The 16,060-nt window shown below is 72.1% G+C and carries 14 protein-coding genes; 9 read left to right on the forward strand and 5 right to left on the reverse strand.

What is annotated here, in order from left to right:
* Positions 1–111 precede the first annotated feature (111 nt).
* From ACBJ59_RS44375 to ACBJ59_RS44385, 3 genes are all read left to right on the forward strand, one after another.
* Positions 112–858 carry a GntR family transcriptional regulator gene (locus ACBJ59_RS44375; RefSeq protein WP_364136830.1) on the forward strand — a complete coding sequence of 249 codons (747 nt, stop codon included), beginning with the start codon at positions 112–114 and terminating at the stop codon, positions 856–858.
* Between the two features lie 79 nt (positions 859–937).
* Positions 938–1,204 carry a DUF6504 family protein gene (locus ACBJ59_RS44380; RefSeq protein ID WP_168015120.1) on the forward strand — a complete coding sequence of 89 codons (267 nt, stop codon included), beginning with the start codon at positions 938–940 and terminating at the stop codon, positions 1,202–1,204.
* Positions 1,204–4,851 carry a DNA polymerase III subunit alpha gene (locus ACBJ59_RS44385; RefSeq protein WP_375116116.1) on the forward strand — a complete coding sequence of 1,216 codons (3,648 nt, stop codon included), beginning with the start codon at positions 1,204–1,206 and terminating at the stop codon, positions 4,849–4,851. Before ACBJ59_RS44380 ends, ACBJ59_RS44385 begins: the two co-directional genes overlap by 1 nt.
* A 39-nt stretch (positions 4,852–4,890) precedes the next feature.
* On the opposite strand, the gene ACBJ59_RS44390 is transcribed toward ACBJ59_RS44385, so the two are convergent.
* Together ACBJ59_RS44390 and ACBJ59_RS44395 are read right to left on the reverse strand one after the other, a co-directional pair.
* Positions 4,891–5,496, reverse strand: a complete 606-nt coding sequence (locus ACBJ59_RS44390; protein WP_375116117.1) for a DUF4328 domain-containing protein — start codon at positions 5,494–5,496, stop codon at positions 4,891–4,893.
* 154 nt (positions 5,497–5,650) lie between these two features.
* Positions 5,651–6,298: a response regulator transcription factor gene (locus tag ACBJ59_RS44395; protein ID WP_364136836.1), complete on the reverse strand. Its 648-nt coding sequence runs from the start codon at positions 6,296–6,298 to the stop codon at positions 5,651–5,653.
* Positions 6,299–6,389: 91 nt separating this feature from the next.
* On the opposite strand from ACBJ59_RS44395, the gene ACBJ59_RS44400 reads away from it, so the two are divergent.
* Both ACBJ59_RS44400 and ACBJ59_RS44405 read left to right on the forward strand, forming a co-directional pair.
* The gene (locus ACBJ59_RS44400) at positions 6,390–7,073 is read left to right on the forward strand and encodes an ABC transporter ATP-binding protein (RefSeq protein ID WP_364136838.1); all 684 of its coding nucleotides are present in this window, start codon (positions 6,390–6,392) and stop codon (positions 7,071–7,073) included.
* Positions 7,070–9,007, forward strand: a complete 1,938-nt coding sequence (locus ACBJ59_RS44405; protein ID WP_375116118.1) for an FtsX-like permease family protein — start codon at positions 7,070–7,072, stop codon at positions 9,005–9,007. The genes ACBJ59_RS44400 and ACBJ59_RS44405 overlap by 4 nt, the downstream gene beginning before the upstream one ends.
* Positions 9,008–9,068: 61 nt before the next feature.
* Here the strand turns inward: ACBJ59_RS44405 and ACBJ59_RS44410 are convergent, their stop codons facing one another.
* The gene (locus ACBJ59_RS44410) at positions 9,069–10,073 is read right to left on the reverse strand and encodes an LLM class F420-dependent oxidoreductase (protein ID WP_375116119.1); all 1,005 of its coding nucleotides are present in this window, start codon (positions 10,071–10,073) and stop codon (positions 9,069–9,071) included.
* Between the two features lie 89 nt (positions 10,074–10,162).
* Here ACBJ59_RS44410 and ACBJ59_RS44415 point away from each other — a divergent pair, with 89 nt between their 5' ends.
* Positions 10,163–11,581 carry a sulfatase gene (locus ACBJ59_RS44415; RefSeq protein WP_375116120.1) on the forward strand — a complete coding sequence of 473 codons (1,419 nt, stop codon included), beginning with the start codon at positions 10,163–10,165 and terminating at the stop codon, positions 11,579–11,581.
* Positions 11,582–11,593: 12 nt separating this feature from the next.
* On the opposite strand, the gene ACBJ59_RS44420 is transcribed toward ACBJ59_RS44415, so the two are convergent.
* The gene (locus ACBJ59_RS44420) at positions 11,594–12,292 is read right to left on the reverse strand and encodes a FadR/GntR family transcriptional regulator (RefSeq protein ID WP_375116121.1); all 699 of its coding nucleotides are present in this window, start codon (positions 12,290–12,292) and stop codon (positions 11,594–11,596) included.
* A gap of 98 nt (positions 12,293–12,390) precedes the next feature.
* Between ACBJ59_RS44420 and ACBJ59_RS44425 the strand changes: the two genes are divergently transcribed.
* Genes ACBJ59_RS44425 through ACBJ59_RS44435 form a run of 3 tightly spaced genes read left to right on the forward strand, consistent with a single transcriptional unit; the run spans position 12,391 to position 15,054 of the window.
* On the forward strand, positions 12,391–13,122 hold the full coding sequence (locus tag ACBJ59_RS44425; protein WP_375116122.1) for a (Fe-S)-binding protein: 732 nt from the start codon (positions 12,391–12,393) through the stop codon (positions 13,120–13,122).
* Positions 13,119–14,510, forward strand: coding sequence for a lactate utilization protein B (locus ACBJ59_RS44430; protein ID WP_375116123.1), 1,392 nt, complete (start codon positions 13,119–13,121; stop codon positions 14,508–14,510). Before ACBJ59_RS44425 ends, ACBJ59_RS44430 begins: the two co-directional genes overlap by 4 nt.
* Complete coding sequence (locus ACBJ59_RS44435; RefSeq protein WP_375116124.1) at positions 14,497–15,054, forward strand: lactate utilization protein C; 558 nt, start codon at positions 14,497–14,499, stop codon at positions 15,052–15,054. Before ACBJ59_RS44430 ends, ACBJ59_RS44435 begins: the two co-directional genes overlap by 14 nt.
* Here ACBJ59_RS44435 and ACBJ59_RS44440 read toward each other — a convergent pair.
* Entirely contained in the window at positions 15,044–16,057 is a 1,014-nt protein-coding gene (locus tag ACBJ59_RS44440; protein WP_375116125.1) for a Vms1/Ankzf1 family peptidyl-tRNA hydrolase, read from the reverse strand. The genes ACBJ59_RS44435 and ACBJ59_RS44440 overlap by 11 nt on opposite strands.
* Positions 16,058–16,060 lie beyond the last annotated feature (3 nt).

The raw sequence follows: 16,060 nt of genomic DNA on the forward strand, positions 1-16,060 counted from the left end.
ACGCCTCCAATTTCCAGGGGGTGTGGCACGAACGTAGGGGAACTTGTACAAACAAGCGAGCACCAGTAAGTCCCATAAACATTGCTCTTTCGTGAATAGGGATGGTCGGTGATGGTTTCGCGCTATGAACGGATCGCTGATGAGCTGCGGGACGAGATCCTCTCCGGCGTTCATCCGGTCGGTTCCCAGCTCCCCAGCGAGGCGGAGCTGGCCGAGCGGTACGGCGCGGCTCGCGGCACCGTACGCCAGGCGGTGGCCGTGCTGGCCGCCGAGGGCCTGGTCGGCTCCCGCCAGGGCGCCAGGCGCATCGTGCTCGGCAACGCGCGCAGCCAGAGCTTCGCCGAGCTGCACAGCTTCGCCCAGTGGGCCCGCGCGAACGGCTACCGCTTCGGCGGCCAGGTGATCGCCCAGCGCCGCCGGCCGGCGAGCGGCGCGGAGCCGGCCAGGCTCGCCTCGGAGGAGGTGCTGGAGGTGCTGCGCCTGCGCTCGCTGGAGGGCGAGCCGGTCCTCGTGGAGCGCACCGTCTACGCCGGGTGGGTGGCCGCCGCCGTCGAGCGGCTCCCCGCCGACTGCGAGTCGGTCACCGAGGCGTTGTACGAGTCCGTCGGCCTGGTGTTCGCCTACGGCGAGCACCTCATCGACGCGGTGCCCGCCGGGGCCCAGGACGCCCGCCTGCTGGGCGTGCGCCGCGGCAGCCCGCTCCTGCGCCAGCGCCGGACCACGACGACCCACGAGGGCCGCCCCGTGGAGTCGTCGGACGACCGTTACCGGGCGGGCAGCGTGGCCTTCAGCATCCGCAACTCGATCGGCGCCAACCCTCTCGTGCGGCAGGCGGGCGACTTGCGTTTCGAGCGCTGAGAACATATGTTCGAGTCATAAGCGCCCGTCTTCCCCCGGGTGGCTCAGCATACGGACAAGAGCCGCGGGGAGAAGCGTCTTGAGCAGACTCTATGGCGATCCGATAGAGGTGTGGACCCGGGACGGGGAGCCGACCCAGTTCGTCTGGCGGGATCGGCTCTATCTCGTCCGCCGCGTCCTCGATCAATGGGTGGTCGCGCGCGAGTGGTGGAAGACCGGTGAGGGTGATCCCGGCGAGCGCCAGTTCTGGCGGGTGGAGGCCAGCCCGGGCCGGGAGGTGGGCTCCTACGAGCTGCGCTACGACACCGCCAGCAACGGCTGGCTGCTGCTGAGGGCGTGGGACTGATGGCGCCCCCGTTCCCGCACCTCGACGTGAGCTCCGCCTACTCCATGCGCTACGGCACCGCGTTCCCGCGAGCGCTGGTGAGCCGGGCGGTGGAGCACGGGATGGACATCCTGGCGCTGACCGACCGCGACGGCCTCTACGGCGCGATCAAGCACGCCCAGGCGTGCGCGGAGGCCGGCGTCGCCCCGGTGCTCGGCGTGAACCTGGCGCTCGACGTCCACGCCTCCGCCTTCACCCCGGTGCCGGGCGTCCGCCCGCCGCGCCCCAGGACCGGCCCGAACGCCGAGGACCGCGTCACGGTGCTGGCCCGCGCCAAGGGCTGGTCCCGCCTGTGCCGCCTGGTCACGGCCGCCCACCACACGGGCGAGCGGGGCGCGCCCAAGGTGACCCGCGAGCTGGTCGCCGAGTGGGCCGGCGGACCCGGCGGCGACCACGGGTTCGGCGCCGAGGACGGGCTCGTGGTGCTGCTCGGCCCCAGGTCCGACGTGGGCCGCGCGGTGGCCGAGCGGCGCGACGAGCACGCCAGGACGCTGCTGGGCCTGTGGCGCGCCGCGGTGCCCGGCGTGGTGATCGAGCTGGTCGACCAGTACGGCTTCCGCGACGCCACCACGGCCGTGCGCATGCTCGGCCTGGCCGAGTCCATGGGCGTGCCCGCGATCCTGACCAACGCGGTGCGCTACCTCGACCCGGCCGACCACCAGGTGGGCGACGTGCTCGACGCGGCCCGCCAGCTCGTCCCGCTGCACCCGCGCCACCTGGAGCGCACCACCTCCCATGCCTACCTCAAGAGCACCAAGGAGATGCGGCAGGTGGCGGCCAAGGTGTGCGCCGGCGACCAGGAGCGGGTGGCCCGGCTGCTGTTCACCACCAGGCGGCTGGCCGAGGCGTGCTCGATGGATCCGCTCGACCTGCTCGCGCTGCGCAACGACCCGCCCGCCCTGCACCTGCCGGAGATCGGCCGCGACCCGGTGCCGCTGCTGCGCCACCGGGTCGAGGACGGGCTGATCAGGCGCGGCCTCGACCGCTCCGCCGACGCCAAGGAGCGCCTCCGGGACGAGCTGGCCATCATCGAGCGCAAGCGCCTGTCCGGATATTTCATCGCCGTGGCCGGCATCACGGACATGATCCGCGGCATGGGCATCCGCTGCGCCATCCGCGGCTCGGGCGCCGGCAGCCTGGTCAACTACCTCATCGGCATCGGCGAGGTGAACCCGATCGACCACGGCCTGCTCATGGAGCGCTTCCTGTCCGAGGGCCGCATCGGGCTGCCCGACATCGACGTGGACGTCGAGTCGGCCCGCCGGCTCGACTGCTACCAGGCCATCTTCGACCGTTACGGCGAGTCCCGCGTGGCCTGCGTGTCCATGATGGAGACCTACCGGGCGCGCAGCGCCATCCGCGACGTGGCCGGGGCGATGGGCCTGCCGCCGCACGAGATCGACGCGATCGCGAAGGCGTTCCCGCACATCAGGGCCAGGCAGATCACCGCGTCCCTGGAGGATCTGCCCGAGCTGCGCGAGAGCCGGCTCGGCGAGGCGGGGCTCGACCGGGTGTTCCGGCTGGCGGAGAAGCTCGACGGGCTGCCCAGGCACATCGCGCTGCACCCGTGCGGCGTGCTGATCGGCAACTCGGCGCTGCGGGACCGGACGCCGGTGGAGCGCAGCCTGCTGGAGTTCCCGATGTCGCAGTTCGACAAGGACGACGTGGAGGAGGCCGGGCTGCTCAAGCTCGACGTGCTGGGCGTGCGGATGCAGTCGGCCATGGCGTACACGCTGGCCGAGATCAAGCGGGTGGACGACGTCGTGGTCGAGCTGGACACCCAGCACGGCGACGACCCCGAGGTGCAATACGTCCCGCACGACGACCAGGAGACCTACGACATGATCTGCGCCTCGCGCACCCTCGGCTGCTTCCAGATCGAGTCGCCGGGCCAGCGCGAGCTGGTGGCCAAGCTGGAGCCGCGCAGGATGCACGACCTGATCGTGGACATCTCGCTGTTCAGGCCGGGGCCGGTCAACTCCGACATGGTCACCCCCTACCTGGAGGCCAGGCACGGGTGGCGGCAGCCGTACTACCCGCACGAGAGGCTGCGGGAGGCGCTGAACGAGACGCACGGGGTCGTGGTGTTCCACGAGCAGGTGCTGAAGATCATCTCGGTGATGACCGGGCGCGACCTGTCGTACGCCGAGACGCTGCGGCGGACGCTGGACACGCCGGAGGGGCGCGCACGGGTGCGCCGGGCGTTCGTCCCCCTGGCCAAGGCCAACGGGTTCGACGAGGCGGCCGTGGAGCGGGCCTGGAAGGTGCTGGACGCGTTCGGGGCGTTCGGGTTCTGCAAGGCGCACGCGGCGGCGTTCGCGCTGCCCACCTACCAGTCGGCCTGGCTCAAGCGGCACCACGCGGCGGCGTTCTTCGCCGGGGTGCTCACGCACGAGCCCGGCATGTACCCGCCGCGGGTCATCATCGACGAGGCCCGGCAGTGCGGGGTGAAGATCCTGCCGCTCGATGTCAACAAGTCGGGCAAGGACTGGCGGGTGGAGCGGCTCGGGCCGCGCGTCCAGGTGCGGGTGCGGCCGGCCGCGCTGGAGGGCGCGCGGGCGCGCCGGGAGTTCAAGGTCGGGGAGATCGGCAAGGGGTACGCGCTGCGGGTGCCGTTCTCGGCGATCAAGGGGGTGAGCGAGGCGGAGGTCGAGCGCATGGTGGCCGGGCAGCCGTACACGTCGCTGGCCGACTTCTGGGACCGCGCCCGGCCCTCGCGGCCCACGATCGAGCGGATCGTCCAGGTCGGCGGCCTGGACGCGCTGCACGACCTGCACCCGGGCGGGCCCCGCTGGCGTCCCGGCGAGCTGACCCGCCGTGACCTGATCGCCCAGGTGGGCGTGCTCGACCGGACCTCGGCGATCGGCGTGCAGGCGGGCCCGCGCAAGTCCCGGCGCTACAGCTCGCACATGGACCTGTCGTCCGCCCAGAACGCGGCTCCTCCGGCGGTCCAGCTGCCGCTGGGGTTCGGCGAGCACCTGCCGCCGGGGGAGCTGCCCGAGATGACGGAGACGGAGATGGTCGAGGCCGAGCTGGAGATCCTCGGCATCGACGTCAGCCGGCACGTCATCAGCTTCCACGACGAATTGCTCGACGCGCTCGGGGTGGTACGTTCCAGGGATCTGCTCGCCCAGCGCAACGGGGCGGAGATCCTGGTCGCCGGGGTCAAGGTGGCGACCCAGACGCCGGCCGTGCGCTCGGGCCAGCGGGTCATCTTCACCACGCTCGACGACTCGACGGGGCCGATCGACCTGACGTTCTTCGAGTCGGTGCAGGGGCGGTGCGCGTCGATCGTGTTCGGCTCGTGGCTCGTGCTGGCCAGGGGGGTGGTCCGGCGCACGGGGACACGGGCGGTGTCGATGCGGGCGGTGGACTGCTGGAACCTGGCCGACCTGGACGCGCTCCGGCGCTCCCAGGGCATCGAGGCGGTCCGCGCCGTCATCGACCGGGCCCCGGAGGAGCTGGCCGGGGTGGGCGGCCGCAAGATCGAGTACGCCAACGGCTTCCGCCTCTCGCCCTACTCCGACCTCGGCCCGGCCATCGCGGCCAACCCGCCCAGGCGGCTCTGGCACGCCAGCCCGGGCAGCTCGGGCCCGACGGCGGCCTGATCCGCTCCCTCGTGGGAGCGGCCGCCGTGCCGCCGCCGGTCAGCGGGGGTCGGTCGCCAGGCCCTCGATCGTGGCGGACGGCGAGAAGGCGCGCACGGTGCCGGGCTCGGGGCTCTTGGCGCAGAGGGCCGCCCGCTGCAGCCGGCTCAGCTCGCGCACCGTCGCCGCGCACAGCACGGCCGCCAGCCCCGCGCAGGCCAGTTCCGGCATCCCCACCCCCGTCAGGTCGCCCGCCGAGGCGCCCAGCGGCAGCCGGATCGTCACCAGCGCCAGCGCGGCCAGCCAGCTCAGCCACCACCCCGACACCAGCGCCAGCCATCGCCCGCGGCGGCCCGCCGGCGGCCGGGTGCCCCGCCACACCTCGTCGACCAGCACCACCGGGGCGATCAGGTTGACGCCGGGCAGCAGCCAGGCGGCCGCCACCGGACCCGTCGCGGCCGAGCGGTCGTTGGCCTGCCTGGCCCGCACGAGCCAGGTCACGTAGGCGGCCGCGGCCGCGATCGAGGTGCCCGCCACCAGCATCATCAGCACCGCGAACGTCGTCACCGCCCCCACCACCGCTTCCGCGTCCGCCCCCTCGGGACGGCCGCCGAACGCGGCGAGCTGGGCGGCGAGTTCGCGGCCGCGGGCCTGTTCGAAGATCACCAAAGCGCCGAGGGAGAGGACCTGAGCAGTGAGTGTCACATATACGGCAGAGGCGGCTCTGTTAGGCGATGCCTGGGTGTAGCGCACGTTGTTCTCCCCCCGGGCCATGCGCTGAGGTTCTGATTCACTTGTATCCCGGGAGCCCCGCTGTTAATCAGCTCACCACGCCGGATTCCCACGCCCAAGCTGCGATTCCAACCCGATTACGGACACCGAGCTTGGCGAAGATGCTGCCGAGATGTGTCTTCACGGTGGAAAGCGACACGAACAGCTCCGCGGCCACCTCCTGGTTCGTCCGCCCCCTGGCCACCAGCCGTACGACGTCCAGCTCGCGATCGGTCAGCGGCTCGTTCACCGGGAGCATCGTCCGGCGGGGCTGGGCCAGGTGTTGCAGCAGCCGCACGGTCACCGAAGGCGACACCAGCGCGTCACCCGCTGCGGCTGCCCGGACCGCCTCGATCAGCAGCGTGGGCCCGCTGTCCTTGAGCAGGAAGCCGGTGGCGCCGGAGCGCAGGGCTCCGTAGACGTACTCGTCCAGGTCGAACGTGGTGACGATGACCACCCGCAGCGGGTTCTCCACGCCGGGGCCCGCCAGCGCGCGGGTCACCTCCAGCCCGTCGAGCTTGGGCATCCTGATGTCGAGCAGGCACACGTCCGGCCGCAGCCGCCTGGCCTCCGCCACGGCCTCCGCCCCGTCCGCGACCGCGGCCACGACCTCCATGTCCGGTTGGGCATCCAAAATCATCTGGAAGCCGGTGCGTACCAGTTGCTGGTCGTCAGCGATGAGAACCCGAATAGTCACACCCCAACTCTAAGGATCAGCCGTTCGGCCGAGGCGGTTATGGACGCACGGCCGATCCTCCCGCCACCCCGCTCCCGGCAGGCTGGACGCCATGAACGACGTGCTTGTTGGACGGGCCCTGGCCAAGCGGTTCGGGCAGACGGTCGCCCTCGGCGGCGTGGACATCGCGATACGGGCCGGTGAAGCCGTGGCGATCATGGGGCCGAGCGGTTCCGGCAAGTCGACCCTGCTCCACTGCCTGGCCGGGATCATGAAGCCGGACGGGGGCGAGGTGCACCTGCTCGGGCAGCGCATCGACGCCATGGGCGAGCGGCAGCGCAGCGCGCTTCGGCGCACCCGCTTCGGCTTCGTCTTCCAGTTCGGCCAGCTCCTGCCGGAGCTGCCCGCGGAGGAGAACGTGGCGCTCCCGCTCATGCTGGGCGGGGTGCCGAGGGCCCAGGCGGTACGCCAGGCGCGCGAGTGGTTCGCGCCCCTCGGCCTGCACTCCATGGAGACCAGGCGGCCGGGCGAGCTGTCCGGCGGCCAGGCGCAGCGGGTGGCCATCGCCAGGGCACTGGTGAGCAAGCCGGCCGTGGTCTTCGCCGACGAGCCCACGGGCGCGCTCGACCAGCAGACCGGGCAGGAGACGATGCGGCTGCTGGTGGAGGCGACCAAGCACAACGGCGCCTGCCTGATCGTCGTCACCCACGACCCGAACGTGGCCGCCTGGTGCGACCGCATGGTCGAGGTCCGCGACGGCCGGATCCTGGCGGGCGCGAGCGGGGTACGCGCGTGAACCTCGACCTCACCTGGCGCCTGCTCAAGGGCGGCGGCCGCAGGGGGATGCTCGGCACCTGGCTCACGCTGGGGGCCGTCGCGGTGGCCACGGCGCTGCTGCTGTTCGCGGTGGCCGCGAACTCCGCCTTCCAGGCCAGGGCCGAGCGCGGCGCCTGGCGCAACCCGGTCCCGGTCTCCTCCGGCGCGGTCGCCGTCGAGGCGTCCCGCTACGACTTCGTCCGCGACCAGGCGATCACCGTCATCGACCTGGCCGCGCTCGGCAAGGCCCCCACCCCGCCGCCCGGCCTGCCCCGCTTCCCGGCGCCGGGCGAGGTGTGGCTGTCGCCGGCCCTGGCCGAGCTGGCCAGGGAGCTGCCCGCGGCCGAGCTCGCCGACCGCTATCCCGATCCCGAGGGCGTGCTCGGCGACGAGGCGCTCGTCCACCCCGGCGAGCTGGTCGCGGTCGTCGGTCACGAGCCCGGCGCCCCGGCGATGACCGCCGCCCGCAGCGACGACTGGATCGTCGCCAAGCCGCCCGCCAAGGTCGCGAGCCTGGCCGGGAAGCCGAGTGAGGACGCCGAGGCGTACCGGATGCTCTCGCTCATCGCCAGCGTGCTCATGGTGGTGCCGCTGCTGGTCTTCGGGGGCGCGGCGGCCCGGCTCACGGTGGCCCGGCGCAACCAGCGGCTGGCCGCGCTGCGGCTGGTCGGGGCGACGCCCGGCCAGGTCGTGACCATGACCGTGACCGAGGCGGTGATCGTCGCGCTGGCCGGCGCGCTCACGGGTGCCGTCGCCTTCGCCCTGGCCGTGCCGCTGCTGGCCGGGATCAGGATGCAGGGCGGGCCGTGGTTCGTCTCGGACCTGTTCCCGGACCCGCTGATCCTGGCCGCCGTGCTGGTCGCGGTGCCGCTGCTGGTGGGGCTGTCGGCGGTGGCCGGGCTGCGGCGGGTCGTGGTGAGCCCGCTCGGCGTGGCCAAGCGGGAGACGCCGCCCGCCATGCGGTTCGTACGGGTGCTCGCCCTGCTGGCGGTGCTGGCCGCGTTCCCGCTGCTGACCAGGGGCACCAGCGTGGCGATCGTCGCGGTGGCGCTCGCTCTCGCGTTCCTGTGCGTCAACCTGGCCGGCCCGTGGGTGGTCGGCATGATCGGCCGGATCACGGCCGGCAGCGCGCGCGGCCCCGCCCGGCTGCTCGCCGGCCGCCGGCTCGTGGACGACCCCCGCTCGGCCTGGCGGACGGTGAGCGGTGTGGCGCTGACCGGCTTCGTGGCGGGCTTCCTGGGCCTACTCAGCCCGGCGGCGTTCGACGACCAGGCGGCCGGGCCGCCCCAGCTCCGCGTCACCGCGCCCGCCGGGCAGGCGGCGGAGCTGACCGGCCGGGCCCGCGAGCGGCTGCGCGAGGCGGGGGTGACGGCCACCGTGCGGCCCGTCAAGAACGTCGTCGTCGCGTCCCTGGGCAGCGCCGCCGACGCGGCCACGCTGGACCGGGCCCGCACCGCGCTCTCCGGGCTCGTCCCCGGCCGCACGCCCACCACGGAGACCGACGACCAGCGCTTCGGCACCCAGATCCTCGCCGACGTCCGCGTGGGCACCATCGTGGTGCTGTCGGTGTCGTTCCTGGTGGCCATCGCCAGCTCGGGGATCACCGCCATGTCGTCGGTGCTGGACCGGCGGCAGGCGTACGGGCTGCTGCGGCTGGCCGGCACGCCGCTGGAGGTGCTCGACCGGGCCCGCCGGGCCGAGACGCTCATCCCGCTGACGGTGATGGGCGGCGGGGCGATCCTGGTCGGGGCGTTCTGCGCGATGCCGTTCATGATCGGCGGCATCAACGTGATCGGCGTGACGACCCTGGTGGGCTGCGTCGTCGCGGGCTTCGCCGGCGTGATCGGAGCGGGCGCGCTGAGCCGCCCGCTCCTGCGCTCGGTCACCGCCGACCCGGCCCCGCGCCCGGACTAGCCACCCGGTACGAGCCGGGCGCCGGCCCATGCCCGGCCTGCGCCCGGCATCGCCTCTGCGATCAGCCGTCGAGCACGAGGTCGCGGACGAGCTTCAGCGTCGGCTCGTCCCGCGGCCCCATGACCAGCAGGCTCGTGACCGGGCTGCGGTGCCACAGGTCGAGGCGCTCCTTGATCCGGCCGGGCGGGCCGACGAGCGAGATGCCGTCGGCCAGCTCGTCCGGGATCGCCCGGAACGCCTCGTCCTTGCGCCCCGCCAGGTAGAGCGACTGGATGTGCTCGGCGGCCTCGGCATAGCCCATCCGGCCGATGATGTCGGCGTGGAAGTTGCGCTGCTTGGCGCCCATGCCGCCGATGTACAGCGTGAGCATCATCTTCACGCCGTCCAGCGCGGCCCGGACGTTGTCGGAGATCATCACCATCACCATGGCGGCCACGTCGAAGCCGGGAGCGGCCCCCGACAGCGCCTCGCCGTACATCTCCTCGATCTTCTCGGGGAAGGCGAACAGCGGCAGCCACCCCTGCCCGATCTCCGCCGCGAGGGCGACGTTCTTGGGGCCCTCCGCCCCGAGGTAGACGGGGATGTCCGGCCTGAGCGGATGGGTGATGAGCTTGAGCGGTTTGCCCAGCCCGCCGGCCAGGGGCAGCGGGTAGTGCGGGCCGTCGCTGGTCACCGGCTCCTCGCGGCGCCACACCTTGCGCATGATCTCGACGTACTCGCGCGTCCTGGCCAGCGGGCGGGCGAACGGCTGGCCGTACCAGCCCTCCACGACCTGCGGCCCGGAGGCGCCCACGCCGAGCAGCAGCCGGCCGCCGGTGAGGTGGTCGAGCGTCATGGCGGTCATCGCCGTCGTGACCGGGGGCCGGGCCGAGATCTGGGCGATCGAGGTGCCCAGCTTGATGCGGGTCGTACGCGCGCCGTACCAGGCGAGCGGCGTGAAGACGTCGCTGCCGTACGCCTCGGCGGTCCACACCGAGTCGTAGCCGAGCCGTTCGGCCGCCAGCACCGACTCCGTCGCGTCGTCGGCGTTGCGCTGCCAGTAGCCGAGGTTCAGGCCGAGCTTCATAGGACACCTCCGGAATTAAGTTCTATTACGGTCGAGCTCGATCCTGGTGTCAATGGGATCTTCCGGGGAAGTCAGACTCTGTGCTCAAAGTGCTCTGTCGACTCGCCTGCCTGCTGCTTCTCCTGCCGGCGGCCGAGCCCACGATCGCCGAGGGCGACTCACGGCCGAACATCGTCCTCGTGCTGGCCGACGATCTCGAGAGCGGCACCCTGCCGAATTTCCCGAACATCACCCAGCACCTCGTCGGCCAGGGCACCTCGTTCGACCGCTTCTTCGTGACGAACTCCTGGTGCTGCCCGTCGAGGGCGTCGATCCTGCGCTCCCAGCACGTGCACAGCCACGGCGTGCTCACCAACACCCCGCCCGAGGGCGGCTTCGACCGCTTCCACACCCAGGGTCTGGAACGTTCCACGATCGGCACCTGGATGCAGCAGGCCGGCTACCGGACGGCGCTGATGGGCAAATACCTCAACCACTATCCGGGAGCCTCGGCCCAGGAGTCGTTCGTGCCGCCCGGCTGGAACGAGTGGAACGTGCCGGTCCGCGCGCTCTACCAGGAGTACGGCTACCGCCTCAACGAGAACGGCAGCCTGTACGACTACGGCTGGTCCGAGCAGGACTACCTGTCCGACGTGCTGGCCCGCAAGGCCCACGACTTCATCACCGGATCGCCGGAGCCGTTCTTCCTCTACCTGGCCCCGACCGGCCCGCACAACCCGGCCAACCCCGCCCTCCGGCACCTCGACGCCTTCCCGACGGCCACGGCGCCGCGCACGCCCTCGTTCAACCAGGAGGACGTCAGCGACGAGCCGCTCTGGCTGCGCACCAGGCCCAGGATCCCGGAGCCGGCCATCGCCGGGATCGACGAGCGCTACCGCACCCGGCTGCGATCCATGCTCGGCGTGGACGACCTCGTCGGCTCGGTGGTCCGGGCCCTGCAGGAGTCGGGCAAGCTCGACAACACCTACATCTTCTTCACCTCCGACAACGGCTTCCACCTCGGGACCCACCGCCTCAAGCAGGGCAAGACCACCCCGTTCGAGGAGGCCATCAAGGTCCCGCTCGTCGTCCGCGGCCCCGGCGTCAAGGTCGGCGCGGCGGTCACGCAGATGGGCGCCACGATCGACCTGGCACCGACGTTCGCGGAGCTGGGCGGGGCCACGGCGGCTCCGTTCGCGGAGGGCCGCTCGCTGGTGCCGCTGCTGAAGGGGACCCCGCCGGGGGACTGGCGAAAACAGGTGCTGATCGAGTTCAGCCGGCCGGCCGACCCGTCGTCGGCGGCTCAGACGCCCGTGCCCGCCTATCAGGCGTTGCGGACCGATCAGTACACGTATGTGCGCTACGAGACGGGGGAGCGGCAGCTCTACGATCTGCACGCTGATCCGTACCAGCTGCGGAACCTGGCCGAGTACGCCGATCCGGCGCTGGTGGGACGGTTGGACCAGCGGTTGACGGGGATGGCGGGGTGTTCGGGGGCCACGTGCCGGGAGGCGGACCGGCGGGAGTGAGCCGCTGACGGATCAGCGGAACAGCGACGGGTACGCGTGCGCCAGGTGCTCCGAGACGGCCTGGGCGGCCTCGTCGGCAGCGCCCCGCTCGATGGCCTCCAGGATGCGTACGTGGTCCGCGCGCAGGACCGACGTGTCCCCCAGCCGTTGCACCGCTTCGACCGAGTACCTCCGCATCGAGTCGCGGAGCGAGCGCATGATGGCGGCGATGAGCCGGTTGCCCGACGCGTCCGCGATCGCGCAGTGGAAGGCCGTGTCGTGCTCCACGAACTCCTCGGCCGTCTTCGCCCCGTCCATCCCGTCCAGGGCGGCGGCCAGCGCGGAGGTGTCGGCCCCGGTGGCGGCCGCCTGCGCGGCGGCCCACTGCTCGATCATGTGCCGGGCGTCGATGACCTCGCGCATCTCCAGGCTGGCCAGGCCGAGGTGCAGCCGGAGCAGGTCGGTCAGGGCGGAGTCCGGGCGCGAGGTGAGCACGGCTCCGGCGTCCGGACCCCGGCCCACCTGCGAGGAGACCACGCCCAGCGTCTCCAGCACGCGCATCGCCTCGCGCACCGACGAGCGGCTGACGCCGAGCTGCTCGGCGAGCTGCCGTTCGGCGGGCAGCCGGTCGCCGACGGTGAGGCCGTCCTCGGTGATGCGCCGCTCGATCTGGGCAAGAACGTCCTCGAACGTCCGCGTTCGCTTGACGGGGCGCCAGCCGGTGCCGTCCAACGAAGCCTCCTGGTGCCGGGATGGATGGTGGCCGGAAGTGGTGTGGTTCGGTATGGTCTGACCATACTGTGGTCGGACCATACCTTGGAAGGAGAGTCGTGCGAGTCGCCCTGTTCATCACGTGTGTGAACGACACGCTCTTCCCCGGCACCGGCAAGGCCGTCGTGTCGCTCTTGCGCAGGCTCGGCTGCGACGTGGACTTCCCCGCCGCCCAGACGTGCTGCGGGCAGATGCACGTCAACACCGGTTACCGGGAGGAGGGCGTGCGGCTGGCCCGGCACTTCACCGAGGTGTTCGCCGGATACGACGCGGTCGTCGCGCCGTCGGGCTCGTGCGCGGCCATGGTGCGCGAGCAGTACCCGAAGCTGGCCAGGCCGGGCAGCAGGGGAGCGGTGGCGATCGCGGAGGTCGTCCCGAAGGTGTATGAGCTGTCCGAGTTCCTGATCGACGTCCTGAAGACCGATGACGTCGGCGCATATTTCCCGCACCGGGTGACATATCACCCGACGTGCCACTCGCTCCGCGGCCTCCACCTGGGCGACCGGCCCACCAGGCTGCTGCGGAACGTACGTGGCCTGGAGCTGGTGCCGCTGCCGGGATCCGAGGAGTGCTGCGGCTTCGGCGGCACCTTCGCGGTCAAGAACCCGGCCGTCTCCGCCGCGATGGGCGCCGACAAGACCCGCAACGTCCTGGGCACGGGCGCCGAGGTGCTCTGCGCGGCGGACAACTCCTGCCTGATGCACATCGGCGGCACCCTGAGCCGCCAGCAGACCGGCGTCAGGACCATGCACCTGGCCGAGATCCTCGCGTCCACGGAGGAGGCCCAATGAGCTCGACGTTCCTCGGCATGCCGGGAAGTTTCCCGGAGAACGCCAAAGAGGCCGTACAGAACTCCCAGCTCCGCTTCAACCTCCGCAAGGCCACCCACACCATCCGCGGCAAGCGGGCGAGCGTCGTCGGCGAGCTGCCCGACTGGCAGGAGCTCCGCGCGGCCGGCAAGGCGATCAAGGACCACACCCTCCGCAACCTCGACCGCTACCTGCTCCAGCTCGAGGCGGCGGTGACCCGGGCGGGCGGCACCGTGCACTGGGCCAGGGACGCCGCCGAGGCCAACCGCATCGTGACGGACCTGGTCAAGGCCACCGGCGAGACCGAGGTGGTCAAGGTCAAGTCGATGGCCACCCAGGAGATCGAGCTCAACCAGGCGCTGGCCGCGGCGGGCATCACCGCGTACGAGACGGACCTGGCCGAGCTGATCGTCCAGCTCGGCGACGACTTCCCGAGCCACATCCTGGTCCCGGCCATCCATCGCAACAGGTCGGAGATCCGGGAGATCTTCCTCGACAAGATGCCCGGCGTGTCGCCCGACCTCACCGACGACCCGCCGGCCCTGGCCGAGGCGGCCCGCCTCCACCTGCGCGAACGCTTCCTCAGGAGCAAGGTCGCGATCTCCGGCGCCAACTTCATGGTGGCCGAGACCGGCACGCTGGTGGTGCTGGAGTCGGAGGGCAACGGCCGCATGTGCCTGACCCTCCCGGAGACCCTGATCAGCGTCGTCGGGATCGAGAAACTGCTGCCGTCCTGGCGGGATCTGGAGGTGTTCCTCCAGCTCCTTCCGCGAAGCTCCACGGGCGAGCGGATGAATCCGTACACGAGCATGTGGACGGGCGCGGTCGAGGGCCAGGAGTTCCACCTCGTGCTGCTCGACAACGGCCGCACCGACGTGCTCGCCGACGAGGTGGGCCGCCAGGCGCTGCGCTGCATCCGCTGCTCGGCCTGCCTGAACGTGTGCCCCGTGTACGAGCGCGCGGGCGGCCACGCGTACGGCTCGGTCTATCCCGGCCCGATCGGCGCGATCCTCACCCCGCAGCTCAGGGGCATGTCCTCCGAACTGGACGCCTCGCTGCCGTTCGCCTCCAGCCTCTGCGGCGCCTGCTACGAGGCCTGCCCGGTGGCCATCGACATCCCCGAGGTCCTGGTGGACCTGCGGGCCAAGGCCCCGCACGCGGCGGCCGAGCGGGCCGGCATGAAGGTCGCCGGCTGGATATTCAACGACCACCGCCGGCTGGCCAAGGCGCAGCGTGCGGCCGGCCGGCTGCGCAAGCTCGTCCCCAAGCGCATGCCCGGCCCGCTGTCGGCGTGGACCGACACCAGGGACATTCCTGAAATTCCGGAAGAATCCTTCAGAGACTGGTGGGAGCGGAATGAGCGCGCGTGAGGAGATCCTCGCCCGGATCGGCAAGGCCGTCGCCGGCGTGGAAGACGTGGAGATCCCCCGGCACTACCGCACCGAGCGGCCGGGCGAGGCCCTGGTCGAGCTGTTCGCCGAGCGGGTGGACGACTACCGGGCGATCGTGCACGTCATCCCGGCGGCGGAGGTGCCGGGCAAGATCGACGAATGCCTCGGCGAGCGCCGCATGATCGTCCCCGACGGCTTCGACCGGGCCGGCGGGTGGAGCGACGTCAGGACGGCCGACGGCGTGGTCACGAACTGCGCCGTGGCCATCGCGGAGACCGGCACCATCGTCCTCGACCACGGCCCGGGCCAGGGCACGAGGGCGCAGACGCTGGTCCCCGACTACCACCTGTGCGTGGTGCGGGCCGACCAGATCGTGGCCGGCGTCCCGGAGGCCGTCGCCCGGCTCGACCCGGCCCGCCCGCTCACCTGGATCAGCGGCCCGTCGGCCACCAGCGACATCGAGCTGAACCGGGTCGAGGGCGTGCACGGCCCCCGGACCCTCGAAGTGATCATCAGTACCTGAGCACGGCCGCCACGTCCGGCACCGCGTCGGTGAACCACAGCTCGGCGTCCGTCATCGCGGCCGCCCTGGCCAGCGCGGAGTCCGAGCGCTCCTGGATCGGCTCCTCCACCCCCCAGCGGTGCAGCTCACCCTGGTCGGTGGCCAACTGCGTGCCGCCCTCGCCGATCCAGACCGGCTTCGGCAGCTCGCCGGGCACGAGCACCGCGTGCACCCGGCCCTCGCGCAGGGCCTGCGAGACCCGGGCCATCCCGGTCGGGCCCGACGACTCCTGGTGCCGTTCGAGCAGCTCGGCGCGCCGGCGGTCGAGCCAGTCGTCGAGGGCCCGCTCCACGTCCACCTCGAACTGGCCGTGGTCCTCCCGGCTGCCGTGCTCGACCATCGTCACCCGGTCGGCGGCCTTGGTGCCGAGGTGGTGCAGCAGGTACGAGCGCGACTTCGGCTCGCCCGCCACCAGGACCAGCTCCGCCCCGATGCGGCGTACCTGCTCGTCGATCTCGTGGGCCACGGCGACCGCGTTCTTCTCCCACGCCTCGTCCACGGCCCGCTCGTACCGCTTCTGCGACCAGCCGCCCTGCGCGGTCTTCTGCAGCGGCCACGAGGCGGCCTCGACGGTGGCCTTGCGCGGCGACCCGCCCCCGAACACGGTGACCTCGGCCCCCGCGTGGTCCACGATGACCCGGATGTGCGGCACGTTCTCGCCGCGCTGCATCAGCATGGGGGTGACGTGCGGCAGCGAGGTCCAGACGGCCAGCTCGGACGGCGCCCGCGCGAGCGACTCGGCCAGCACCACGTCACCGTGCGTGGCGAACAGCGCCCGCCCGGCCGCGGCCCGCAGGGCCTCCTCCTGGAGGGCGTCCAGGGTCGCCTTGTCGGCGTGGTGGTCGAGCTGGTCGCGTACGCCGCGCCAGTGGCTCTCCCGCTCGGGCCCGGTGAGCGCGCCCAGGTAGACGGACGCGTACGGGCCGCGCCGCTCGTACAGGGGCCGGATGAAGTCGAGCCGCACCGG

Origin of the sequence: Nonomuraea sp. MTCD27 (genome assembly GCF_041950495.1) — a bacterium.
Classification (GTDB): Bacteria; Actinomycetota; Actinomycetes; order Streptosporangiales; family Streptosporangiaceae; genus Nonomuraea.

Bases quoted from the DNA above. Each gene is read 5' to 3' on its own strand.
- ACBJ59_RS44385 (WP_375116116.1), top strand. From the start codon at position 1,204: ATGGCGCCCCCGTTCCCGCACCTCGACGTGAGCTCCGCCTACTCCATG.
- ACBJ59_RS44410 (WP_375116119.1), bottom strand. From the start codon at position 10,073: ATGAAGCTCGGCCTGAACCTCGGCTACTGGCAGCGCAACGCCGACGAC.
- ACBJ59_RS44375 (WP_364136830.1), top strand. From the start codon at position 112: ATGGTTTCGCGCTATGAACGGATCGCTGATGAGCTGCGGGACGAGATC.
- ACBJ59_RS44435 (WP_375116124.1), top strand. From the start codon at position 14,497: ATGAGCGCGCGTGAGGAGATCCTCGCCCGGATCGGCAAGGCCGTCGCC.
- ACBJ59_RS44400 (WP_364136838.1), top strand. From the start codon at position 6,390: ATGAACGACGTGCTTGTTGGACGGGCCCTGGCCAAGCGGTTCGGGCAG.
- ACBJ59_RS44430 (WP_375116123.1), top strand. From the start codon at position 13,119: ATGAGCTCGACGTTCCTCGGCATGCCGGGAAGTTTCCCGGAGAACGCC.